Source organism: Kushneria halocnemicola, assembly GCF_965650455.1.
Lineage (GTDB): Bacteria > Pseudomonadota > Gammaproteobacteria > Pseudomonadales > Halomonadaceae > Kushneria.
In genome coordinates, this window is sequence record NZ_OZ287968.1 from 1,249,414 (window position 1) to 1,272,920 (window position 23,507).

Annotated in this window: 23 protein-coding genes and 1 tRNA gene; 15 read left to right on the forward strand and 9 right to left on the reverse strand. The window is 59.9% G+C overall.

What is annotated here, in order from left to right; genetic code table 11:
- Positions 1-79: 79 nt before the first annotated feature.
- Positions 80-1,465 (reverse strand): UDP-N-acetylmuramate:L-alanyl-gamma-D-glutamyl-meso-diaminopimelate ligase, encoded by a 1,386-nt coding sequence (gene mpl / locus ACS92L_RS05660; RefSeq protein WP_438767617.1) that lies wholly within the window; start codon positions 1,463-1,465, stop codon positions 80-82.
- A gap of 272 nt (positions 1,466-1,737) precedes the next feature.
- Between mpl and ACS92L_RS05665 the strand changes: the two genes are divergently transcribed.
- The gene (locus tag ACS92L_RS05665) at positions 1,738-2,997 is read left to right on the forward strand and encodes a 6-phosphofructokinase (RefSeq protein ID WP_438767619.1); all 1,260 of its coding nucleotides are present in this window, start codon (positions 1,738-1,740) and stop codon (positions 2,995-2,997) included.
- 97 nt (positions 2,998-3,094) lie between these two features.
- On the opposite strand, the gene ACS92L_RS05670 is transcribed toward ACS92L_RS05665, so the two are convergent.
- A complete protein-coding gene (locus ACS92L_RS05670; RefSeq protein WP_438768426.1) occupies positions 3,095-4,777 on the reverse strand; it encodes a protein kinase domain-containing protein in 1,683 nt (560 codons plus the stop codon).
- 228 nt (positions 4,778-5,005) lie between these two features.
- Between ACS92L_RS05670 and ppa the strand changes: the two genes are divergently transcribed.
- The 9 genes from ppa to ACS92L_RS05715 all read left to right on the forward strand — a co-directional run bounded on the left by ppa (position 5,006) and on the right by ACS92L_RS05715 (position 14,243).
- Entirely contained in the window at positions 5,006-5,542 is a 537-nt protein-coding gene (gene ppa, locus ACS92L_RS05675; RefSeq protein ID WP_115852970.1) for an inorganic diphosphatase, read from the forward strand.
- 167 nt (positions 5,543-5,709) lie between these two features.
- Entirely contained in the window at positions 5,710-7,623 is a 1,914-nt protein-coding gene (gene dsbD / locus ACS92L_RS05680; protein ID WP_438767622.1) for a protein-disulfide reductase DsbD, read from the forward strand.
- A gap of 228 nt (positions 7,624-7,851) precedes the next feature.
- Positions 7,852-8,325, forward strand: coding sequence for an acetyl-CoA carboxylase biotin carboxyl carrier protein (gene accB / locus ACS92L_RS05685; protein WP_438767624.1), 474 nt, complete (start codon positions 7,852-7,854; stop codon positions 8,323-8,325).
- A 13-nt stretch (positions 8,326-8,338) separates the two neighbouring features.
- Positions 8,339-9,682: an acetyl-CoA carboxylase biotin carboxylase subunit gene (gene accC / locus ACS92L_RS05690; protein ID WP_438767626.1), complete on the forward strand. Its 1,344-nt coding sequence runs from the start codon at positions 8,339-8,341 to the stop codon at positions 9,680-9,682.
- Positions 9,683-9,794: 112 nt separating this feature from the next.
- Positions 9,795-10,715: a 50S ribosomal protein L11 methyltransferase gene (gene prmA, locus ACS92L_RS05695; protein ID WP_438767628.1), complete on the forward strand. Its 921-nt coding sequence runs from the start codon at positions 9,795-9,797 to the stop codon at positions 10,713-10,715.
- A 94-nt stretch (positions 10,716-10,809) separates the two neighbouring features.
- Entirely contained in the window at positions 10,810-11,823 is a 1,014-nt protein-coding gene (gene dusB / locus ACS92L_RS05700) for a tRNA dihydrouridine synthase DusB (RefSeq protein WP_438767630.1), read from the forward strand.
- On the forward strand, positions 11,820-12,116 hold the full coding sequence (fis, locus tag ACS92L_RS05705; protein WP_438767632.1) for a DNA-binding transcriptional regulator Fis: 297 nt from the start codon (positions 11,820-11,822) through the stop codon (positions 12,114-12,116). The genes dusB and fis overlap by 4 nt, the downstream gene beginning before the upstream one ends.
- A 52-nt stretch (positions 12,117-12,168) precedes the next feature.
- Positions 12,169-13,782, forward strand: coding sequence for a bifunctional phosphoribosylaminoimidazolecarboxamide formyltransferase/IMP cyclohydrolase (purH, locus tag ACS92L_RS05710; RefSeq protein ID WP_438767634.1), 1,614 nt, complete (start codon positions 12,169-12,171; stop codon positions 13,780-13,782).
- Positions 13,783-14,084: 302 nt separating this feature from the next.
- Positions 14,085-14,243, forward strand: coding sequence for a hypothetical protein (locus ACS92L_RS05715; protein ID WP_438767636.1), 159 nt, complete (start codon positions 14,085-14,087; stop codon positions 14,241-14,243).
- A gap of 108 nt (positions 14,244-14,351) precedes the next feature.
- Here ACS92L_RS05715 and ACS92L_RS05720 read toward each other — a convergent pair whose 3' ends face one another.
- The 4 genes from ACS92L_RS05720 to ACS92L_RS05735 form a co-directional block, all read right to left on the reverse strand.
- Complete coding sequence (locus ACS92L_RS05720) at positions 14,352-15,809, reverse strand: NAD-dependent succinate-semialdehyde dehydrogenase (protein WP_438767638.1); 1,458 nt, start codon at positions 15,807-15,809, stop codon at positions 14,352-14,354.
- A gap of 124 nt (positions 15,810-15,933) precedes the next feature.
- Positions 15,934-16,488: a GTP cyclohydrolase I FolE gene (folE, locus tag ACS92L_RS05725; RefSeq protein ID WP_438768428.1), complete on the reverse strand. Its 555-nt coding sequence runs from the start codon at positions 16,486-16,488 to the stop codon at positions 15,934-15,936.
- A gap of 94 nt (positions 16,489-16,582) precedes the next feature.
- Positions 16,583-17,557, reverse strand: a complete 975-nt coding sequence (locus ACS92L_RS05730) for a serine/threonine protein kinase (protein ID WP_438767639.1) — start codon at positions 17,555-17,557, stop codon at positions 16,583-16,585.
- Positions 17,558-17,592: 35 nt separating this feature from the next.
- Positions 17,593-18,135 carry a ComF family protein gene (locus ACS92L_RS05735; protein ID WP_438767641.1) on the reverse strand — a complete coding sequence of 181 codons (543 nt, stop codon included), beginning with the start codon at positions 18,133-18,135 and terminating at the stop codon, positions 17,593-17,595.
- Positions 18,136-18,595: 460 nt separating this feature from the next.
- On the opposite strand from ACS92L_RS05735, the gene ACS92L_RS05740 reads away from it, so the two are divergent.
- Positions 18,596-18,784, forward strand: a complete 189-nt coding sequence (locus tag ACS92L_RS05740; RefSeq protein ID WP_438767643.1) for a hypothetical protein — start codon at positions 18,596-18,598, stop codon at positions 18,782-18,784.
- A 368-nt stretch (positions 18,785-19,152) separates the two neighbouring features.
- Here the strand turns inward: ACS92L_RS05740 and ACS92L_RS05745 are convergent.
- Positions 19,153-19,237, reverse strand: a tRNA-Leu gene (locus ACS92L_RS05745).
- A gap of 413 nt (positions 19,238-19,650) precedes the next feature.
- Here ACS92L_RS05745 and ACS92L_RS05750 point away from each other — a divergent pair.
- The 4 genes from ACS92L_RS05750 to ACS92L_RS05765 are packed head-to-tail and all read left to right on the forward strand — an operon-like array spanning position 19,651 to position 20,784.
- Positions 19,651-19,863: a hypothetical protein gene (locus ACS92L_RS05750; protein ID WP_438767645.1), complete on the forward strand. Its 213-nt coding sequence runs from the start codon at positions 19,651-19,653 to the stop codon at positions 19,861-19,863.
- A 43-nt stretch (positions 19,864-19,906) separates the two neighbouring features.
- A complete protein-coding gene (locus ACS92L_RS05755) occupies positions 19,907-20,266 on the forward strand; it encodes a hypothetical protein (RefSeq protein WP_438767647.1) in 360 nt (119 codons plus the stop codon).
- Positions 20,267-20,320: 54 nt separating this feature from the next.
- Positions 20,321-20,533, forward strand: coding sequence for a hypothetical protein (locus ACS92L_RS05760; protein ID WP_438767649.1), 213 nt, complete (start codon positions 20,321-20,323; stop codon positions 20,531-20,533).
- Positions 20,533-20,784, forward strand: coding sequence for a hypothetical protein (locus ACS92L_RS05765; RefSeq protein ID WP_438767651.1), 252 nt, complete (start codon positions 20,533-20,535; stop codon positions 20,782-20,784). Before ACS92L_RS05760 ends, ACS92L_RS05765 begins: the two co-directional genes overlap by 1 nt.
- 5 nt (positions 20,785-20,789) lie before the next feature.
- Here ACS92L_RS05765 and cobA read toward each other — a convergent pair whose 3' ends face one another.
- On the reverse strand, positions 20,790-21,965 hold the full coding sequence (gene cobA, locus ACS92L_RS05770) for a uroporphyrinogen-III C-methyltransferase (RefSeq protein WP_438767652.1): 1,176 nt from the start codon (positions 21,963-21,965) through the stop codon (positions 20,790-20,792).
- A 71-nt stretch (positions 21,966-22,036) separates the two neighbouring features.
- Entirely contained in the window at positions 22,037-23,317 is a 1,281-nt protein-coding gene (serS, locus tag ACS92L_RS05775) for a serine--tRNA ligase (protein ID WP_438767654.1), read from the reverse strand.
- Between the last annotated feature and the right edge of the window lie 190 nt (positions 23,318-23,507).

A 23,507-nucleotide genomic window follows, 5' to 3' on the forward strand; every position in this document is an offset into this window, starting at 1 on the left:
TTCGAGAACCGCCATGACAATCGGGGGCCATCACATGGCGTGAATGGCCCCCGGCGCTCATACGAACTCACCGACCCTGTCAGGCCTCGGCGTGCGCCGTTTGCCCATGGTGCTGTTCCAGTGCCTTCAAAAGCCGCTCGTGAACGTTATCAAAGCCGCCATTGCTCATGATGACGATTCGGTCTCCTGATCGCGCCTGATCCACCAGCGCCTCGATCAGCTGATCGGTCGTGGTCATGACATGGGCCGGCACCGGACACGTCTCGGCGACCTCGGCCACCGACCACCCCAGCATCGCCGGCTGATACCAGTAGACTTCATCGGCACTGGCAACGCTTTCCGGCAGGCGTGCCTTCATGGTGCCAAGCTTCATGGTATTGGAGCGCGGCTCGATTACGGCGATCAGGCGTCCGCTGGAGGGCACGGCGCGCAGGCCTTCAAGCGTCATGGCAATCGCTGTCGGATGGTGGGCAAAATCGTCGATGACCTGAATGTCGTTGACGCTGCCGCGCACCTCCTGGCGGCGTCTGGGGGAGGCAAACGTGGCCAGCGCGCCGGACGACTGCTCAAGCGTGACCCCGACGGCACTGGCGGCCGCCATGGCCGCCAGCGCATTGCGCCGGTTGTGCTCACCGCTCATGCCCCACTGCACGACCACTTCCCCCTCGGGGGCGCTGACGACAAAGTGGCGGTCATCGGCACCGTCAGCGAGGCGCCACTGCGCCTGAGTTGTGCGGCCAAAGCGTGCCACCGGTGACCAGGCGCCCATCTCCAGTACGCGAGACAGTGCGTCCTCGTTGTCCGCCACGACAAGCTGTCCGTTGCCCGGCACCAGACGCACAAGATGATGAAACTGTCGCTCGATGGCCGCCAGGTCACTGAAAATATCGGCGTGATCGAACTCCAGATTGTTGAGTACGGCAACGTCCGGCAGGTAGTGAACAAACTTGGAGCGCTTGTCGAAAAAAGCCGTGTCGTACTCATCGGCCTCGATCACGAAAACGCCGTCGTCTGATCCCGCACGTGCCGAAATGCCCAGATTACGGGGGATACCGCCGATCAAAAACCCTGGTGCCAGCCCTGCCTGCTCGAGGATCCACGCCAGCATGCTGGCCGTGGTCGTTTTGCCGTGGGTGCCGGCCACTGCCAGCACCCGCCTTTTTTGCAGCACGTTGTCTGCCAGCCACTGAGGCCCCGAGGTGTAGGGGATGCGCTGGTTGAGAACGGCCTCGACCTCGACGTTACCGCGCGACAGCGCATTGCCGATGATGACCAGATCGGGGGCGGGCGTCAGGTTGGCCGCATCAAAACCGTGCCCGGCATCGATACCGTGTGCGGCAAGCTGTGTGCTCATGGGGGGATAGACGCCTTTGTCCGAGCCGGTGACCCGATGTCCGAGCTCGCGCGCCAGCAGTGCAAGGCTGCCCATGAAAGTGCCACAGATGCCGAGAATGTGAATATGCATGAAAAATTGGGCTCTCCGTCAAAAGCCGGATCAGCCTAGCATGGCCCGCGAATCGACGTCAGGCTCCGCTCGACCTGCAACTTCTGCATCTCTGACTGGATCAGGCCTGCAGGTAATGGATATGATCGCCCCACGGGCAATGCCCGATGCCGGCCATCGATCCGCTGACCGACCAACAGCAGCGCTGCCCGCAAGAGGCGCGCCACGTTGCCGAGAGACCTCGGTCAGATGAACGGCGCTGGCCGACCTACATTCAAAGAAGCAGGAAGCTCATGACCTCCAATAACGCCTTTTACGCGCAATCAGGTGGTGTTACGGCCGTTATCAATGCCAGTGCCTGCGGTGTCATTCAGACATGCCGCAAGCACAGCGACCGCATCGGCACCCTTTACGCCGGGCACAACGGCATTATCGGCGCATTGACCGAGGATCTGATTGATACCAGCCTGGAAAGTGACGAGGCCATTGCAGCACTGAGACATACCCCGGGCGGCGCCTTTGGCTCCTGCCGTTACAAGCTCAAGGACATCGAGACCCATCGCAGCCAGTACGAGCGTCTCATCGAAGTCTTCAAGGCCCATGACATTCGTTACTTCTTCTACAACGGCGGCGGCGACAGTGCCGATACCTGCCTGAAGATCTCTCGTCTTTCCGAGCAAATGGGTTATCCGCTGCAGGCCATTCACGTGGCCAAGACCGTCGATAATGATCTGCCCATTACCGACAACTCCCCGGGCTTTGGCTCGGTCGCCAAATACATTGCGACCTCGACCCGTGAAGCCGCACTCGATATCGCCTCCATGTGCTCGACGTCGACCAAGGTCTTCATCCTTGAGTCCATGGGCCGCCACGCCGGCTGGATCGCCGCGGCCGGCGCACTTGCCAGCGAGACCAACGATGGCCCGCCGCACATGATTTTGCTGCCGGAAGTGCCCTTTGATCGCCAGCGCGTCATGAACCATATCGATGCCGCGGTCAAAAAGCATGGCTACTGCGTGGTCGTGGTGTCTGAAGGCGCCCGCTATGAAGACGGCACTTTCCTGGCCGATGCCGGCAATACCGACGCCTTCGGTCACCGCCAGCTGGGCGGCGTGGCACCGACGCTTGCCGGCATGGTCAAACAGGACCTGGGCTACAAGTATCACTGGGCCGTGGCCGACTACCTGCAGCGCGCCGCGCGTCATCTGGCCTCGGCCGTTGATGTCGAACAGGCCTACGCCGTAGGGCAGCGCGCCGTTGAGTGTGCGCTTGAAGGCAAAAATGCCGTCATGCCGGCCATTCAGCGTGACAGCGAAGACCCGTACAGCTGGTCGATCATCGATGCACCGCTTGAAAAGGTCGCCAATCAGGAAAAGTTCATGCCGGCGGAGTACATCCGCGAAGACGGCTTTGGCATCAACGATGCCGGCCGCCGCTACCTGCGCCCGCTGATTCAGGGCGAAGACTTCCCCCCGTTTGAAAACGGCCTGCCCAAGGTCGCCAACCTGCGCCTGGAACGCATCACGAAAAAGCTGCCCGAGTACCATCTCTAGCTTCAGGCAACCGACCCTTCGGCCTGAATGCCGAGATCAAAAAAACCCCGGCCACATTGCGTGGCCGGGGTTTTTTAACGTATCGACCCGAGGCGCCCTACTTGATCAGCATGACAGCCACCAGCAGCAACAACAGGGCCGCCGCAATCCCCTGCCACAGACGAAGCGCCTTCTGGCGCGACGGAACGTCCTGCGTTTTTTCACCCGGTGGAGAAACGTCGTCATCCTCATCGTCGTCAAGCGCTGCGCCGTGACGAAGCGTTTGAATCAGCTCGGACAGACGTCTGAAACGAAGCGCTCGACGCGGGGACAGTGCACGCGCCAGCGCTTCATCAATGGGCGCCGGTATCTGGGCATTGATCTCGCGGGCGCAACGGTAGGTCAGCCCTGACAGCGCCTGTTCACTTTCAAGCGTATTGGGCGCGATATCGTAGGGCATGGCTCCGGTGAGCAACCAGTAGATGGTCGAGGCCAGCGAATACTGATCACTGCGACGGCTGACGCCAAGCCCCAGCGCGTACTCCGGGGCACTGTGCGCCCCGAGCCCGCCGTCGCGTGCCAGCGCCAGCGCTGCGTTATTGTCGTCATCGAGTCTTCGGGCGCAGGCGCCGAAATCGATCAGAACCACCTGCTCATGCTCGTCGATCATGATGTTTTCAGGACAGATGGCCTGATGAAGAATGTCGCGCCGATGCAGCGCATGCACGGCACGCGCGAGCTGGCGCGCAATGTCGAGGCGCCGTTCGAGGCCGGCATCAAAATTCTGTTCCAGCCAGCGATCCAGCGACTGCCCTTCAACGGGCCGCATCAGGTAGTAGAGATGGCGCCGGGGGCGTGGCGGCGTCACGATACGCACCACAAAGGGGGAGCGTACCCGCTCGCCGATCCACTGCTGCAGCAGAAAATGCTCCAGATAGGGATTTCTGGACGACATCTCCGGGCCCGGGACCTTCATCACCATGCGCCGCAGCGAGGTTTCATCCCTGACACCATAGACATGTGCCCGCGCCGTTTTCGAAATGATCGACTCGATCAGAAACCCGTCGAGTCGGTCACCCGCATCAAGCTCGGCGGGAATCGGCAGCTGGCCGGGAAACTGAACCGGCGGCCCCGTCTCTTCATCGGGAAGCGTGTCGACACGAACCAGCTGAAAGCAGAAGGCTTCAGCGCCATAACCCCGTGCGCCGGCACGCTCGCGGGCCATGGCGGCCAGGCGTTCGCAGGCGGCATCGAGATCGCTGCCCTGCTGGCGTATGGCATGCACATAGTCGGTGGGCGTGAGCGTGCCGCGTACGGCCTGGGAGGTAAACAAAAACACATCGCCGGTCTTGAGCGGCAGGCTCATGTGATCGATGTCGATATTGTTGTCCATGCCCAGCGCCCGGGATGGATAGCGATAGCCGCCCAGATCCGTGACATGATCGCGCGAGAGCTGCTCGAACTCCGCGCCGCGCAGGCGAAAGACCAGCGTATCGCCCATATGGAACAGAAAACTTTCCCGGCCGCGAAAGATAATGGCCGACAGGGAGCTGATATAACTGCCGCCCTGAACGTAGCGACTCTGGCTGTAGCACCAGCCGTTGAGCGCGCGCAGCACCCGGGTCGCCGAGGTCTTGATATCCCAGTGATCGGGGGTGGAGTAGTAATCGGCCAGAAAGCCGCGCACCGAAATATCGCCGGCCTGACGGGCAATGGCGTTGCGCCAGGTGGAGTCCGCGATGATCGCACAGGCGCCCTTGATCTCGAGCTGACGTGGATTGTCGGGGACCTGGACCGACATCGAGGAGCGATGACGACGTTGGTCAGGCGCCACGAACGCGTGTCCGAAACTTAATGACAGGCCACTTTGCACGTCACTGGCATCCTTTTTACGAGACAACGGATTTATCGTATTGTGCGGATCGGGAGCTGCCGATCGACCGGATTGGTAATCGTCCTGCCTGGTTCGTATAATTTTCCACGATTTTCACTCTCGAATTTTCAACCCGCAAACGCAAGGACTCGATCGATGAGTTTCGACAAGATCCCCGCCGGCAAGGATGTTCCCCACGATCTGTTCGTGGCGATTGAAATTCCTGCCAACCATACGCCGATCAAGTATGAAATCGACAAGGATCTCGACGCGCTGCTGGTCGATCGTTTCATGCCGACCCCGATGTTCTATCCGGCCAACTACGGCTTCATCCCCAATACGCTGGCCGACGACGGTGACCCGCTGGATGCGCTGGTCGTCACGCCCTACCCGGTACAGCCCGGCTGTGTCATTCGCGCTCGCCCGGTCGGCATTTTGCACATGACCGACGAAGCCGGTGAAGATGCCAAGCTGATCTGCGTGCCGCATCAAAAGCTCTCCGCCGCCTATGACGATGTCGAGGAAGTCACCGACCTGCCCGAGCTGCTGCGTCAGCAGATTGCGCACTTCTTCGAGAACTACAAGGATCTCGAAAAGGGCAAATGGGTCAAGATCGACACCTGGGGCGACAAGGCCGCTGCCATCAAGGCCATCGAAAAATCGATCGATGCCTTCCAGAAGGACAGCCACTGATCATCACATCATGATCGCATGGCATCTGAAGCACTGATCAGCGAACCCCTTCGCTGAAAAACTGTCTTCATACCAGCATGTCGCGGCGCCACGGCGTCGCGACATGTTTTATTCAGGCATTTTTTCCTTCACTTTCGGCGTCTCAAGATGCCAGCGCTGCGGAGCTCATGATGTCGCGCGCCCTGTTTTTTTTGATCGTTACCCTGCTGGGCGTTGTATTGTCCGCCACCGCCCCCGCCAGCAATTTCTTTTCTCCCTCTGACGATAATGCTGCCGTCGAAGGTTCCAGCCGCGTAGAAGGCAGCAGTACGGCTGAAATGCCGTGGCAGACGCCCTCTGCAGACGCCACCGGCAACGGCGACTTCCTGCCCGTCGATCAGGCATTTACCTACAGAGCGTGGCGCGAAGGCAATACGATCAAGGTGGGATTTGCCAGTGCCGATGCCTACTATCTCTATCGTCACCGGTTTGGACTTCACATCGAGCGCGAGGACATTGCGCTTGAATCCGTCGAGATACCACGCGGCGAGGCCATCCACGACGAGTTTCTGGGCGATGTGGAAGTCTTTCATCACCCACTGGTCATTACGGCAACGCTGACGGGGTCGGTGTCCGATGACGCCTCGATACCGCTTCGCGTCGATTTCCAGGGGTGTGCCGAGGCGGGGCTTTGCTACTCCCCTGAAACGCGACATCTTCAGGCCGCTCCCGGCAATACGCCCGAGCGCTTTATCGACGCTCAAATGCCGGGCGACCCTGTCCCCGCCGATCCATCCCATGACACCGGCTCATTCGATGAACCAGCAGCGACAGCGCTGCCCGGTCAGTCCAGTCCAGCGATCATGATGGGCATTTTTCTGCTGGCCGGGCTGGGGCTTGCCTTTACCCCCTGCGTGCTGCCCATGCTGCCCATCGTGACGACCCTGGTCGTGGGCCAGAATGCCAACAGGGGTCGGGCGCTGGCGCTGTCATCAATCTATGTGGCCGGCATGGCGCTGACCTACGCCGCGCTTGGCACCCTGATGGGGCTGTTTGGTGCGAGCCTCAACCTTCAGGCGCGGCTGCAGTCGCCCTGGGTACTGATCCCCTTTGCCGGTCTGTTTCTCGTATTTGCCCTGTGGCTGCTGGATGTCTGGCAGTTTTCGCCTGGAACACGCTTTCAGCAGCGCATCAATGCCTGGCAGGACCGGCTGCGCCGCGCCGGGCTGCCGGGGGCGGCACTGGCCGGGGCGCTTTCGACCCTGATTGTCTCTCCCTGCATCTCTGCCCCGCTGGCCGGTGTCCTGGTCTATCTCTCGGCAGGCGCCGCCCCCCTGACCGGCACCCTGGCACTGCTGGCACTGGGACTGGGCATGGGCCTCCCCCTGATACTGGTCGCCACACTCGGCGCCGGCTGGCTGCCGCGCAGCGGCCCCTGGATGGAGGGCATTCGCGGGCTCTTTGCCGTGGCGCTGGCAGGCGTCGCCCTTTGGCTGCTGGAGCGTCTTTTGCCCACCACCCTGTCGCTGGCGCTATGGGGTGGGCTGGCCGTACTGACCGGCATCGGGATGGGCGCCCTGTCGCGCTCCGGACAGGCGCTCTGGTCACGCCTTCGACAGGCACTGGCGCTGATCGTGATGTTCTGGGGCGTTTTGTGTCTGATCGGCGCGGCCATGGGCCATGATGATCCGTGGGCGCCGCTGGCCAATGGCGGTGCGGCGTCAACGGATCGCAGTAACACCTCGCTCGACATGACCACGGTAACAAGTCGCCAGGCGCTCGACCGTCTGGTTGACAATGCCGAAAGGCCCGTAATGGTCGATGTCTACGCCGACTGGTGCATCAGTTGCCGTCGATTCGAGCGCGATGTTCTGCATGACCCTGACATACGCGAGCAGTTACAAGGGCTTGAGCTGGTTCGCCTTGATGTCACCGACAACGACGCGCAGGCCCGCGCGCTGCTCAAGCGCTACAACCTTTTTGGCCCACCAGCGCTTTTGTTTTTCGGCAACGGCCAGGAGATGCGCGCGCAACGCACCCAGGGTGAAATTACACGATCGCAAATGCGCGATTTGCTCAAGCATGTCATGGAAAATGCCTGACCGGGTTTCGTCGGTATCATTCGGTGACTTTCTGGACACCGTTCGCTTTTTTCGGCAAACTCCCCCGACACATTTGCGGCGGCGTGATCGTCTGAGATCATGTCGCTATCTTGCCGGTTGACCTTCAGGTTAACCATGAGGTGTTCGAGGGCACATTGCGGCCCGACAACAAAGTTTATTTCCCGTGTTTCGTGCCAGACGAGCCACGATCGATCAACAGGTATTGCCATGGACATTCGCAAGGTCAAGAAGCTCATCGAGCTGCTGGAAGAATCCAACATCAGCGAAATCGAGATTCAGGAAGGCGAGGAGTCCGTCCGCATTAGCCGCAATCTGCCCGGTCAGCAGGGTCAGATGATGATGCCTCAGGCACCGATGGGCTATTACCCTCAGACCCAGGCACAGCCGCAGCAGGGCACCGGTGGCGGCGCACCCGCGGCCGAAGAAGCCGCACCCGCCATGCCCAGCGGCCATCAGGTCCTCTCGCCCATGGTCGGCACCTTCTACCGCGCGCCGGCACCCGGTGCCAAGTCGTTCGTCGAGGTTGGCCAGACGGTGAAAAAGGGGGACACCATCTGCATCGTTGAAGCCATGAAGATGATGAACCAGATCGAAGCGGACAAGGACGGCGTGATCGATGCCATCCTTGTTGAAGATGGCGAGCCGGTCGAGTTTGACCAGCCCATGATCATCATTGCCTGACAGGATTTTCAGCATGCTGGAAAAGGTACTGATCGCCAATCGCGGCGAAATCGCACTACGCATACTGCGCGCCTGCAAGGAACTCGGTATCAAAACGGTCGCTGTCCACTCGAAAGCCGACCGTGACCTGATCCATGTGCGCCTTGCCGATGAAGCGGTATGCATTGGCCCCGCCCCCTCCCCGGCGTCCTATCTCAATATCCCGGCCCTGATTTCGGCGGCCGAGGTGACCGATGCCACCGCCATCCATCCGGGCTATGGCTTTTTATCGGAAAACGCCAACTTCGCCGAGCAGGTCGAGCGTTCGGGCTTTGTCTTTGTTGGCCCGACAGCCGATGTCATTCGATTGATGGGTGACAAGGTCTCGGCCATCGAGTCCATGAAAAAGGCCGGCGTGCCGACAGTACCGGGCTCGGACGGTCCGCTGCCCGATAACGATGCCGAAATTCTTGAAACCGGTCGGCGCATCGGCTTTCCGGTCATGATCAAGGCCGCCGCCGGCGGCGGCGGTCGCGGCATGCGCGTGGTTCGTGAAGAGTCTCAGCTGGTCTCGGCCGTGGCGGTGACCAAATCGGAAGCCAACGCCGCCTTTGGCAGCGATGTCGTCTACATGGAGAAGTATCTGGAGAAGCCTCGTCATATCGAGGTCCAGGTGCTCGCTGATGGCCAGGGTAACGCCATTCACCTCTTTGATCGTGACTGCTCCCTGCAGCGTCGCCATCAAAAGGTTCTCGAGGAAGCCCCCGCGCCCCATATCGATGAACAGGCCCGTGCCAGCGTGCTCAAGGCCTGTGTTGATGCCTGTCTTGAAATTGGCTACCGCGGTGCAGGTACTTTCGAGTTCCTGTATGAAAACGGCGAGTTCTTCTTTATCGAGATGAACACCCGCGTTCAGGTGGAGCACCCGGTTACCGAGATGGTCACCGGCGTTGATATCGTCAAGGAGCAGCTCAAGATCGCCTCCGGCATTCCGCTGTCGATCCGACAGGAAGATGTGGTGGCCAACGGGCACGCCTTCGAGTGTCGCATCAACGCCGAAGACTCTCGCACCTTCATGCCCTCGCCCGGCAAGATCACCTTCTATCACGCTCCGGGCGGTCTGGGGGTACGCATGGATTCGCACCTTTATACCGGCTACACGGTACCGCCCAACTATGACTCGCTGATCGGCAAGCTGATCACCTGGGGCGAACACCGCGAAAGCGCTCTGACACGCATGCAGAATGCGCTGGATGAGCTGCTGGTTGAAGGCATCAAGACCAATATCGATCTGCAAAAGGATCTGGTCCGCGATGTCGAGTTCCAGCGCGGTGGGGTCAATATCCACTATCTGGAAAAGAAGCTGGGTCTGCACTGACACCTGCTTTTGACGTCTATCGTACTGGACCCGTCAGGGGGCGATCATATCGCCCCCTGATGCTTTCAGGGCATCCCCGCCATGCCCTCCACCCGGCTTTGCAGGAGGCCTTATGGCCTGGCTTCAACTCAAGGCGCACATCGCGCCGGAACACGCCGAACTGCTTGAAGAACTGCTCACCAACGAAGGCGCTCAGGCCATTACGCTTGAAGACGCCGTTGATGAGCCGGTATTTGAGCCCGAGCGTGGCACGACTCCCTTGTGGAACCAGACCGTACTGACCGGTCTTTATGACGACCTTGAAGGCGTCAGTGACATGATCGCTCGGGTGCGCGGGAACTGGGCGGCCGCCGTCGGTGACGAGCCCTGTCCCGACATCGAATACGAAGTGCTTGAGGATCGCGACTGGAGTCGCGAATGGATGGACGGCTTTGAGCCCATGAAAATGGGACAGCGTTTGTGGATCGTGCCGAGCTGGCTCGATGCGCCAGAACCTGATGCCGTCAATCTGCTGCTCGACCCGGGCCTTGCCTTTGGTACCGGCACCCATCCGACCACGGCGCTTTGCCTGCAGTGGCTCGATGAGCTGGCCGTGGCCGGCGAGCTTGCGCACAAGCGTCTGATCGACATCGGCTGCGGCTCGGGCATTCTGGCCATCGCGGCGCTCAAGCTCGGTGCGACTCATGCCGTCGGCACCGATATCGACCCGCAGGCCCTGCTGGCCAGCCGGGACAACGCCGGGCGCAACGAGATCGCCGAGCAGGACTTCGACCTCCATCTGCCCGAACAGGCCCCCGATGAGCGCTTTGATGTGGTCGTGGCCAATATCCTGGCCGGCCCGCTGGTCGAGCTTGCCCCCATGATTGCCGGCCATGTGGCCCCGAACGGGCGTCTGGCGCTTTCGGGCATTCTGTCGCACCAGGCACAGGATATTCTCAACGCCTATCGCGACCAGGGACTTTACATGAATGAGCCCCGCGAGCGTGAGGGCTGGGTCTGCATCGAGGGGTATCACCCCGGCAACGCAGGCTGAGCGCCGTCCTTTCGGCGAAGCAACGCGACCTGGCCCTTCAAGATCGGCGCTCAGGTCGCTATCATGTTCCTCCCTTTTCCGGATAAAGCTTTCAATGGTTAGCGGACTGCCCTGTATCGGCCCTCACCGGCTGGCCGGGCGCGTTATTCTTGCGCCCATGGCGGGAATTACCGATCGGCCCTTTCGCCAGCTTTGCAGAACGCTGGGAGCAGGTCTTGTGGTCTCCGAGATGGTGACCGCCGACAAGCGACTGTGGCACACGCCCAAATCACGCCTGCGACTCGATCATACCGGTGAGCCCGGGCCCCGCTCGGTGCAGATCGCCGGTGGCGATGCTGACATGCTGGCCGACGCTGCGCGGGTCAATGCCGACAACGGTGCCGAAATCATCGACATCAACATGGGCTGTCCGGCCAAAAAGGTCTGCAACAAGGCCGCAGGTTCAGCCCTGATGCGCGATGAAGCGCTGGTCGCCGAAATTCTGGAACGGGTGGTGGGCGCTGTCGATATCCCCGTAACGCTCAAGATTCGCACGGGCTGGTGTGAACACAGCCGCAACGCACTCACCATCGCCCGCATGGCTGAAAACGCCGGTATCGCGGCGCTGAGCGTTCATGGTCGCACCCGTGAGCAGCGCTACCAGGGTCTGGCCGAGTACGACACCATTGCCCGGATCAAGTCCGAGCTTGCTATCCCGGTGTTTGCCAATGGCGATGTCGACGGCCCTGAAAAGGCGCGCCAGGTGCTGGACTATACCGGCGCTGACGCCGTGATGGTCGGACGCGCCGCTCAGGGGAACCCCTGGATCTTTCGCGAGATCGAGCACTATCTCGAAAACGCCAGCTTTCTGGCATCGCCGACGCCGGATGAGCGTGCCGAGGTCATGACCGGTCATCTAAAAGCCCTCTATGCCCTGTACGGCGAGCATATGGGGGTGCGTATCGCACGCAAGCACATTGGCTGGTATCTCGCCGGCGCCGAGCATGGCGAACGCTGGCGTCGCGAATTCAACACCCTTGAAGACTGCGAAGCACAGCAGCGCTACCTGACAGCGCTTTTCGCCGAAAATTCTCCGTTCGCCCCCATAGATGGAACGCGTGCCGCATGACTAGTCATCCATTGTCTGATCACCCGGGTGAAACTCCCATTCAGCTTCACCAGCATCAGTCGCAGTCGCGTACGCTGCGCGAAGCGGTGGATCAGGCCATGTCGCTTTATTTTTCCCATCTTGATGGCGAAAACGTAACCGACCTGTACAACATGGTCATGGCCGAGGTGGAAGCCCCGCTTTTGCGCTCGGTCATGGCCCATACCCGCGGAAACCAGACGCAGGCCTCACAGATGCTGGGCCTGAACCGCGGCACACTGCGCAAAAAGCTCAAACAGTACGATCTGATCTGAGCCTTGTGCTCTGATCGCGCATGACACGCTTACTGCCTGCCACGGAAATCTCATGACTCATCAAGACGAGACTGCAATGCCTCACGCCTGCCAGCCGATCCGACGTGCCCTGATCAGTGTCTCCAACAAGGACGGCATTGTAGACTTCGCCCGCCGCCTCGCCGATTTGGGCGTAGAGCTTCTATCCACTGGCGGTACATGGCGCCTTTTGAATGAACAGGGCATTGCCGTGACCGAGGTCTCCGAACATACGGGTTTCCCGGAAATCATGGACGGCCGGGTCAAGACCCTTCACCCGCGCATCCACGGCGGCATTCTGGGCCGTCGCGGTCAGGATGATGACGTCATGGCAGAGCACGACATCGCCCCGATCGACATGGTGGTGGTCAATCTCTACCCCTTTGAAGAGACCGTGGCCGACCCGGACTGCTCGCTGGAGCGCGCCATCGAGAACATCGATATTGGTGGCCCTACCATGGTGCGTGCGTGCGCCAAGAATCACGCCTATACCACTATCGTGGTCGACCCCAGCGACTACGCCCGCGTGCTCGAAACGCTTGCAGGCGCAAGCAAGGGGACCGACCCTACCCTGCGCTTTGACCTGGCGGTCAAGGCCTTTGAGCACACGGCGGGCTACGATGCCGCCATTGCCAGCTATCTGGGCGGCATCGTCGAAGCCGGTGACAACGAGACATCGGCACTGCCCCGCACCTGGTCGACGCAGTTCCACAAGCGCCAGCAGATGCGCTACGGCGAAAACCCGCACCAACAGGCAGCGTTTTATACCGAGCGCGAGCCGGCACCGGGCAGCATTGCCAGTGCTGTACAGCTGCAGGGCAAGGAACTGTCCTACAACAACGTCGCCGATACCGATGCCGCGCTTGAATGTGTCAAAACATTCAAGGCACCGGCCTGCGTGATCGTCAAACATGCCAATCCCTGTGGCGTGGGCATCAGTCGTGACGGCCAGCTTAAAAGCGCCTACGAACTGGCCTTTGCCACCGACAGCGAATCCGCCTTTGGCGGCATCATTGCCTTTAACCGTGAACTCGACGGTGACACGGCAGCCGCTATCGTCGAGCGCCAGTTTGTCGAAGTCATCATTGCCCCGAGCGTCAGCGACACCGCCCGTCAGGCCGTGGCCGACAAGAAGAACGTGCGCCTGCTGGAATGCGGCGTCTGGTCTGAAACCCCTGTTGAGAGCTTTGACTACAAGCGGGTCACCGGGGGCCTGCTGGTCCAGTCACGCGATGACGGCATGGTCACCGAAGACGAGCTTCGCACGGTTACACAGCGTAGTCCCTCTGCCGAAGAACTTGATGATCTGCTGTTTGCCTGGAAGGTGGCCAAATTTGTGAAGTCCAATGCCATCGTCTATGCCCGCAACGGACAGACCGTGGGCGTCGGTGCCGGTCAGATGAGCCGCGTCAATTCCGCCCGTATTGCGGCCATCAAGGCCGAGCAGGCAGGCCTTGAAGTGAAAGGCAGCGTCATGGCCTCGGACGCCTTTTTCCCCTTTCGTGACGGCATCGACAACGCCGCGGCTGCCGGTATTACGGCCGTCATTCAGCCCGGGGGCTCCATGCGTGATGAAGAGGTCATCAAGGCCGCCGACGAGGCCGGCATGACCATGGTCTTTACCGGCATGCGCCATTTCAGGCATTGAAATAGCGCCATCACTCATTAAAGGGGGCCGCCATCTCACGATGGCGGCCCCTTTTGTCTGCAACGATAAAGCATGGACCAGGGGGTTATATCAGTCCTTTTGAGTATCATTTTATCCCGACTAGGCCTTCTCGGCTGAGGTATGTCAGCCCATGTAAAATCATGCTTTTTTGAAGTCCTGCTTTCTCCAAACGGCACAGTGCCGGAACACTTTTGCAGGCAATAATGCGTTGCCCGATCAGCGTCGGCTGCGATGACCTGCACTGGCAAAAAAACTAAAAAAACCGTCCGGAGTAACCCCGCATGTGGAAGTCATTGACCATCAAGGGACTGACCATCAAGAAAATTACCGTTGCCGTTGCGATTACTGTCGTAACCACCGCCGGTACCTATGGCTACGCCAGTGAGCAGAGCTGGTGGTTCACACCGGCACATGCCAGCACGGGCGGCATGTGTTCCTGAGTCCCGAACAACAGCACTGATGGTGTCACCCACCGTCAGAAAGCTGAAAACCCCGCCATGGCGGGGTTTTTTAATGGCGTATTCAGCATTTGACTACGTGGCCCGGAGTTACTGGATCGTCATGCACAGATATTTCGTTTCCATGTACTCTTCCAGCCCGTAGCGTGAGCCTTCACGACCCAGGCCCGACTCTTTCATACCGCCAAACGGCGCCGCCGCGTTGGACACCAGCCCTTCATTGACGCCCACGATGCCATACTCGAGTGCCTCTCCCACGCGCCAGATACGCCCGGCATCGCGGGTGTAGAAATAGGCGGCCAGACCAAATTCGGTATCGTTGGCCATGCTGATCGCCTGCGCTTCGTCATCGAAGGGGAAAACGGCCGCCAACGGCCCGAAGGTCTCTTCCGAGGCGACCTTCATCGATGCATTGGCACCGCTTATGAGAGTGGGCTGATAAAAGCGCCCGCCGAGCGTGTGCTGATGGCCGCCGATCATGAGTTCAGCGCCCTTGTCGATGGCGTCCTGAACATGCTCGTGTACCTTGTTGACCGCCTCCTCATTGATCATGGGACCAATGTTGACGCCATCTTTCATGCCATCGCCCACGACCAGTTCGCCGTTCATCGCCGCTGCCAGCTTTTCACAAAAGGCGTTGATGACGCCCGACTGCACCAGAAAGCGGTTGGTGCAGATGCAGGTCTGGCCCGCATTGCGGAACTTGGACGCCATGGCACCGGCCACTGCGGCATCCAGGTCGGCATCGTCAAAGACAATAAAGGGCGCGTTGCCGCCAAGCTCCAGCGAAATCTTCTGGATATGGCTCGAGGCCTGAGACATCAGTTGACGCCCGACTTCGGTCGAGCCGGTGAAAGTAATCTTGCGCACCAGCGTCGAATCGGTCATGGCCCTGCCAATCTCGCTGGCACTGCCCGGCAACACGTTGAACACGCCACGCGGCACCCCGGCGCGCTCGGCCAGTACCGCCAGCGCCGTGGCAGACAGCGGCGTCTGGCCGGCCGGCTTGATCACGATCGGACAGCCTGCGGCAAGCGCGGCCGCCGCCTTGCGGGTGATCATGGAAGACGGGAAGTTCCAGGGCGTAATCGCACCGACCACACCGACCGGCTGCTTGAGCACCATGATGCGCTGATCGGGCTTCGCCCCCGGGATGGTATCGCCATAGACGCGCCGTGCTTCCTCGGCGAACCAGCGCATGAAACTGGCGGCATAAATGATTTCGCCTTCGGCCTCGGCAACGGGTTTGCCCTGCTCCAGCGTCATGATGCGGCCAAGATCGCGCTTGTGCTCGATCATCAGCTCATACCAGCGATAGAGAATATCGGCACGTTCAATGGCGGTACGGCCTCGCCAGTCGGAGAAGGCAGCGTGCGCTGCTTCAATGGCGCGTTGCGCTTCACCGGCGCCCAGCCGCGGTACCCGGGCAATGATCTCGCCCGTGGCAGGATTGTCGACCTCGATCTGCTCGCCACTGTCAGCGGCCACCCAGCTGCCGTCAATATAGGCAAAGGGTCTGAAAAGGCTCTGGTCGTTCAACGTATCCATGTCGTTCTCCTGTCGACTTGAGGTCCCTGAAGCACTCGGGATATGTGCCAAGCATAGGACATGCCATCAAACAGGAGAACCGTTGCCCCGGATCGATACCGACCCGGGACACCGTGCAGGGTGCTCAGTTATAGACGAGCGTCAAAAATTCCTGACGTGTAGACAGATTTTCACGAAAATCACCCAGCATGACCGAGGTTTTCATGCTTGAGTTCTGCTTTTCCACGCCGCGCATCATCATGCACATGTGGCGCGCCTCGACGATCACGCCGACCCCGCGAGCGTCCGTGGCGTCCTGGACGGCGTTGGCAATCTGGCGGGTCAGCTCTTCCTGAATCTGCAGGCGGCGGGCATACATGTCCACGATACGCGCGAACTTGGAAAGTCCCAGCACCTTGCCGCGCGGGAGATAACCGATGTGACACTTGCCGATAAAGGGCAGCATGTGGTGCTCGCACATCGAATAAAGCTCGATGTCCTTGACGATTACCATCTCGTCGGTATCCGATGAGAACACGGCATCGTTGACGATATCGCCCAGACTTTGCTGATAACCATGCGTTAGAAACTGCATGGCCTTGGCTGCCCGTGCCGGCGTGTCCTGAAGCCCTTCGCGCTCCGGGTTTTCCCCCAGGGCCGCAAGGATCTCGCGATAGTGGTTTTCCATCTCCTGACTCATGTTTCTTTCCTGCGTTTCGGGTATATCCAGCACCTGTTCGGGCGCCGTGGCATGTTTCATTTCCGATCGGTCCGGAGACCGTGTCAGCGCGGCCTTACGCCAGCCAGCGAGGCGATGACAGCGCCACACGTTGCTGCTCAAGGGTTCTGATATGCTGGTCCCAGTAGCTCTCACTGGCAAGCCAGGGGAAGGCTCGAGGAAAGGCCGGGTCGCTCCAGCGCTCCACCAGCCAGGCACTATAGCGCACCAGACGAAGCGTTCGTAGCTGTTCGATCCATCCAAGCTGGCGCCTGTCAAAGGTGCAGTGCTCTTCATAGCCTTCTATCAGCTCCGCCAGCTGCGCCTGCCAGGAAGGCTCATCTTCTCCGGTCAGCAGCATCCAGAGATCCTGAACGGCCGGCGCCATGACACAGTCGTCAAAGTCCACCAGCGAAAAATGACTTTCCCGCCCCAGCATGTTGCCCAGATGACAGTCGCCATGAACGCGCTGAAAGGCATCATCCGGCCACGCCTTTTCGGGCAGCATATCCAGCAGTGCCTGACTGATCTGCTCGTGGGCACGACGCTGGCGCGCGCTGAGCCAGTGACTGGCGCGAATGCTTTCAAAACTTTCGTGCGCGATGGCGTGGGGGCGCAGCACGGCGCGATGCGTAAAGGCCCTGCGCCTGGCAACGGCATGCATTTGCCCGATCGCGCCGCCCAGCGCAAAGAGGTGCTCGGGATTGTCCAGCTCCGGTGCCTGGCCCGGTACAAAGTAAAAGATCGCCAGACGAAAGCCGTCATGAAAATGCAGCGTATCGCCCAGATCATTGCGCCAGAGCCGGTTAACGGGACAGCCTGCGCCATGAAGCTCATCGACGAAGGCATGTTCTTCGACAATGGCGGCATCCGTAAGACGGTCGGGTCGGTAAAACTTGACGATAAAGCGCTGATTGCCATCGTCACGCCATAAAAAGACCCGGTTTTCGTAGCTGTTAAGCGCAAAGGGTTCGCCTTCGGTACGAAAGCCCTGTGCTTCTATGGCCGCCACAATGCGCGCCGGGTCGAGCTGTTCAAAGGGGTGAGCCACTATTCACAACCTCCGCGTCTGGAGGCGCCATGCTATCAGATTGCGCGCCCCGCCGGGGTACGGGCAAGCGCACAGGCACTCACATGCTCCGCGCCCTGCTCACGGCAGGCACGTGAAAGCGCCTCGAGCGTGGCGCCGGTGGTCATGACGTCATCAAATAACAGCACGGAGGCAGGAAGCCTTGAGCTCACGCGATAGACGCGGCGAACGTTACGCTGGCGGGCCGAACGTGACAGCCCTCGCTGGGTCGGTGTCATTCGAAGTCGCTCAGCTCGGTGCAGGGGCAGATTCAACGCATGGGCCATCTCCCGGCCCAGCCACAGGGTCTGATCGAACCCGCGCGCGCGTGCCCGTTCGGAGTGAAGGTCGGCCGTCACGATGGCCTGTACCGGTCCGCGGTATTGTTCGAACGCGTGCAACATAAGCTGCAACAGGACATGGCCGGCACGACGATCGCCATTGAACTTGAAGCGCTGGATCAGCCGCGCGATCTCGCCGTCATAAAGAAACGGCACCCAGCTCTGGTCAAAGTCCGGGCGCTTTTTGAGACAGTGACCACAGGGTAGGTCGACAGCCACCGATGCCGGTCTCGGCTCGCTGCACAGAGGGCAGGCACTCTCAAGCCATGCCAGCCCATCGAGACAGCGTTCACACCAGGGCCTGTCACCCGATGTCCCTGCCAGGCAAAAGCTGCAATGCCCGGGCATGGACCAGACAAGCACGCGATCCAGCATCTCAAAAAGACGCCGCCCCCTGGCCTGAAATAAATATTTTGATTTTGCTGTCATGGCATGCCCTTTGACCCTGTCAAAAGTATCGGCAGGAAGCACCGGCGCTAAATGGTGCCCTGTCACTCATCGTGGCAGGTCAGGATAAAAGGTGCCGCGTTGACATGAACGGGGGCCGCACCCTCATCGATGCTTTCACACACGCTGTGAAATAACGACCAAACGTAACAGTTCAGACATGGCATGACGCCAGCGCCTCCCCTAGCCTCGATAAAAGGACTTTTATAACGCTGACTCATCGGAGAACACCATGCCCTATACCTATCAATACGCGCAGGCCGGGGAATTCACCTCCACGGGTGAAAACGACCATGTCGAAGGATTTGTCGTGTTTCTGGAGGGCACTCGAATGGAAATCGCAACCTATACGACCGAGGAGGCTGCGCAATCCGCCTGTCAGGAGCTCAATGACAAGGATGATGTCTCCGGCAAACATTGAGGACACTTTTCAAAAGACGCAAAGGCTGATGGGCTACCGTGCATCAGCCTTTTCTGGCATCGATCAAAACCAGGCAATGCCTGATGACACGATGATCAAAGGTACCTGACCGCCATGACAGACATGAATATGAGAACTATCGCTCATGAAGGCTTTTTACAGAAAAGAGTCGTTCCAGTATGAGAAGAGCATTTTTTACGGCGATATTTCGGCTTTTTGCAGGCCTGACCGACAGCATATAGACAGGTACATAGGACAAGTCATGCTGAAAGCGTTTTAGAAATCACGTTCAGGGGGGAACATCGTTTGAGGCTAGGCTTATTGAAGGCTTGAGGGAGGCACTTCAGAGGGCATACAGATAAAGCAGATGGTGCGGAAGGAGAGACTCGAACTCTCACGCCTTACGGCACTAGAACCTAAATCTAGCGTGTCTACCAATTCCACCACTCCCGCGAGTGCGGCGTATTGTACGCAATGCATCACGCCAGTCAATCAGCAAAAGCCCATAAATAACGGGATTAACGGTTCCGGACAAAGAAAAGCCCCTCGTAAAAGAGGGGCAAAGAAACCCAGAAGGATGTCTTGCACTATCTCTGACTGCCGCGGTCGGAATTGGTTCCACGAATCACGAATAAATCTTGAAAATCCTGCCCGACGTATCATGTGGCCACTTATGGTGGCCTTCTCCCCGAAACGGCCGGGATTTTAGTCCAGCCTTAAATTGCCCCCCTTCTAGCCTATTTGCCTATACGGGCAGGTCTGTACGACGCACTACATTATGCTAGAGTCCGCGGCGCATTGACGGCAAGGAACGCCTTCGATGGCCGGCCTCAAGGATTACCCTTCATACCGACAAGGGAAATGTCATGAACTCAACCCGCTCTGGAAGTGGCCCACGTTGCCCCGAATGCAACGTCGCCCTCTCCTGGCCCGGTCGCACCCCGGACCACCACGAACTGCGCTGTCCCAACGGGCACTATATCTGCACCATGCAGGAGTTTCGCCAAGCCGCCTTTGATCTTGCCATGGCCGAAGAGTATCAACTCTTTTGCGCCGGCACGACACGAAAGGCAGGCTAGCATTGTTGTGGTACACCCCGTGTCCGACAACAGGAGTATCAGCATGCATTGTTATCGCATGGGTCTTCTTTCCCTGTTCGCCGCTGTGTTGCTGGCAGCGGGCACATCACAGGGCATTGCCGCCTCACAGGAGCGCGCCAATAGCGACGCGCAGCAACGCTTCGAGCGCGCTCAGCAGCACTCGCGCATTCAGTCCCGCGAAGCCGACGTCAATCGCCAGAAATCCAGCCTGCGCAGTCAGCAAACGACCTCTCATGGCGAGCGCGCTCTGCAACAGCAACAGCTGCGCCAGTCGCAGCGTCATCTGCGCGAAGAAAAACGCAGCTACCAGCAGCGCAGCGCGACATCCACCACACGCTCTTCCGGTACAGCAGACAATAATCGTGACAGCGGCATTCGCTGAAACGCTATCACGGGATACACTGTCAAAACCTCTATCGTTTACAAGGGAGTGCCCGTGATGACCCACCCCTGCTATCCGGAACACCACACGCCCTGTCAGGCATGGGCATCACGCTGGATGGAATCCTTTCTGACGTGTCCCGACAAGGCGTGGAACACGTTTGAATCCGCACACCGTACCGCCTTTATCATTTTGCGCGTGACACGACCGGAGACAGGCGAGGAGGTATTAATCGACTCATTGATTCAGGCGCAGATGGTGTCCTGATGATGCAACAGGATAACAATGTGACCGACGACGAGAGCCCGGAAGAGACGCTGCCGATGGGATATCGCTCACTGCGTAACCCACTGGCCTCCAACCGCCGATACCGCAATGTGCTGTGGTATGAACGCTTCAATTGGCTGGTGCTGACCCTGTGCGCTTTGTTCAGCCCCATCGTGCTGGCGCTGGTGATTGGCTACATGCAAAACATCCCCATGCCCTTTCCGACGTTCGATCTCTCCTTTTTACGCTGACGACATCAACGACTGTCTGCCAGTGACAGCGGTGAAGGATGCTTGCCGCTTTCCCACCCCAGACTTCTGGCCGTTTGCGTGGCAAACCAGCCCAGCGTGTCATGCAGAGTTACAACGTCGCCCACGATAATCAGAGTCGGTGGTGCGGCCTTTAGATCACAAAGGCGGCCCGGCAGGTCTTCAAGTGTTCCGGTGTGAAGACGCTGTCTGGCTGTCGTGCCCTGCTCCACCAGTGCGATGGGCGTGGACGCCGACAGGCCGTGTTGAATCAGCTGCCGGCAAAGGGTGTCCAGCGTGCCCAGCCCCATGTAAAAGACCAGTGTCTGACCGGGGGCCGCCAGCGTCTGCCAGTCAAGATCGCAGCTGCCGTTTCGCAGATGACCGGTGACAAAACGCACCGACTGGGCATGATCGCGATGCGTCAGCGGAATGCCCGTGTAGGCGGAAATACCGGTGGCGGCCGTGATACCGGGCACCACCTCAAAGGAAAGTTTTGCCTCCGCCAGCGCCTGCAGTTCTTCTCCGCCACGACCAAAAATGAAGGGATCACCCCCTTTCAGCCGCACAACGCGATACCCACCACGCGCCCAATCCACCAGCGACTGATTGATGCCTTCCTGCGGCACGCTGTGGGCCGAGCGGGCCTTGCCGACATACAGGCGCCGCGCCTGCGGGTTGGCAAGCGCCAGAATCTCCGGACTCACCAGCCGGTCATGAATGACAACATCCGCCTCCTGCAATCGCTCCAGCGCGCGCAGAGTCAAAAGCCCCGGATCGCCCGGGCCTGCGCCCACCAGAGAGACATGGCCACGCCGCAGGGCGCTGGGCGTTTCGGGCGCCAGCGCCTGAGTGCGAGCCGGCAGGCGCACGGTGGAACGCTCCGGACAGGCCGGCACGTAGACGCCGATACCACGCTCTCGCGCCCTGTCTGCCCAGCGCGCATCCTCGGCCTCGCTGCCGGTAGCCACGATCCAGAGCTGACCGGTTTCCGGCATCTGCGCCACGCAGTGCCAGCCCTGTTCCTGTGCCAGCGTCGTCAGAGCCGGCATCATATCACCGTGCAGGGTCAGGGCCAGTTCAAGTCCGCAGAACTGACGCGCCATCGTCAGCGCAGCCTGACCGGCGCCGATGAGATGGGCATCCAGATGACGAGGATCAAACTGAAGAGAAAGCAGTTCCATAAGCGCTCTGAGAGTTGTCGTTATCGCTTGATGACAGGGCGCGTCGGCATCAACTGCCGACGCGCGCACCGTTACGGCTGGTTGATACGCTCGGCGCCACCCATCCAGGGACGAAGCACTTCGGGCACCGTGATCGAACCATCAGCTTGCTGATGATTTTCCATCAGCGCCAGCAGACAGCGCCCGACCGCCAGCCCCGAGCCGTTGAGCGTGTGCACCAGGGTCGGCTTTTTCTGACCCGGCGCGCGAAAGCGGGCATGCATGCGCCGCGCCTGGAAATCTTCCGTATTGGAGACCGAAGAGATTTCGCGAAAGGTATTCTGACTGGGCAGCCACACTTCAATGTCATAGGTCTTGGTTGCACCAAAGCCCATATCGCCGGTGCACAGCGTTACCACTCGATACGGCAGCTCCAGCGCCTGCAAAATCGCCTCGGCGTGGCCGCGCATCTCCTCGAGCGCTTCATAGGAGTGCTCGGGGTCGACCACCTGTACCATCTCGACCTTGTCGAACTGGTGCTGGCGAATCATGCCGCGGGTGTCGCGACCATAGGCACCCGCCTCGCTGCGATAGCAGGGGGTATGCGCGGTCATGCGCAGCGGCAGCTGTGCGCTGTCGAGAATCTCGTCACGCACGATGTTGCTCAGCGGCACCTCGGCGGTCGGGATCAGGTAATACTCCTGCTCGCCTTCCAGTTTGAAAAGATCATCGCCGAACTTGGGCAGCTGCCCGGTCCCGAACAGCGAATCGCGATTGACGATGTAGGGCACGGCCACTTCTTCATAGCCGTGATCGAGCGTCTGCTTGTCGAGCATGAACTGCGCCAGCGCACGATGTAGCCGGGCGATGGGCCCGCGCATCACGGCAAAGCGCGAGCCGGTAATCTTGGTGGCCAGCTCAAAGTCGAGATAGCCGTGCAGACCGCCCAGGTCAGTGTGATCGCGCACGGTAAAATCGAACTCCCGGGGCGTGCCCCAGCGATGCAGTTCGACGTTGTCTTCCTCATCCTGCCCGTCAGGGACGCTGTCATGGGGCAGATTGGGAATGGCGGTGGCGATCTCTTCAAACTCGGCCTGCACGCCGGCGAGTTCACGGCTGGCGCTGTCGAGCTCATCACCCAGATTGCCAACACTTGCCAGCAACGGCTCGATATCCTCGCCGCGCGCCTTGGCCTGCCCGATCTCCTTGGAACGGGTATTGCGCTCGTTTTGAAGCTCTTCGGTGCGCGTTTGAAGCTCACGTCGACGTGACTCCAGCGCCCGGACCCGGTCAACATCAAGGGCATAGCCGCGGCGGGCAAGGCTTGCGGCAACGCCATCAGGGTCGCTGCGCAGCAGTTTGGGATCGAGCATGACTATCCTGTCGGTTCGTGACAATAATGTCCGCCGGTCGTCGGTCAACGAGGCGGAATCAAGATTCAAGGAACACATTGTAAAAAATAACGCTGCCCGACACTATTGGCCGGCAGCCGACCGAAACACTTTATCTGCCGCAGCTGTATAACGGCCAGTGCATTATGCGCATACCAGGCCACAATGGCGA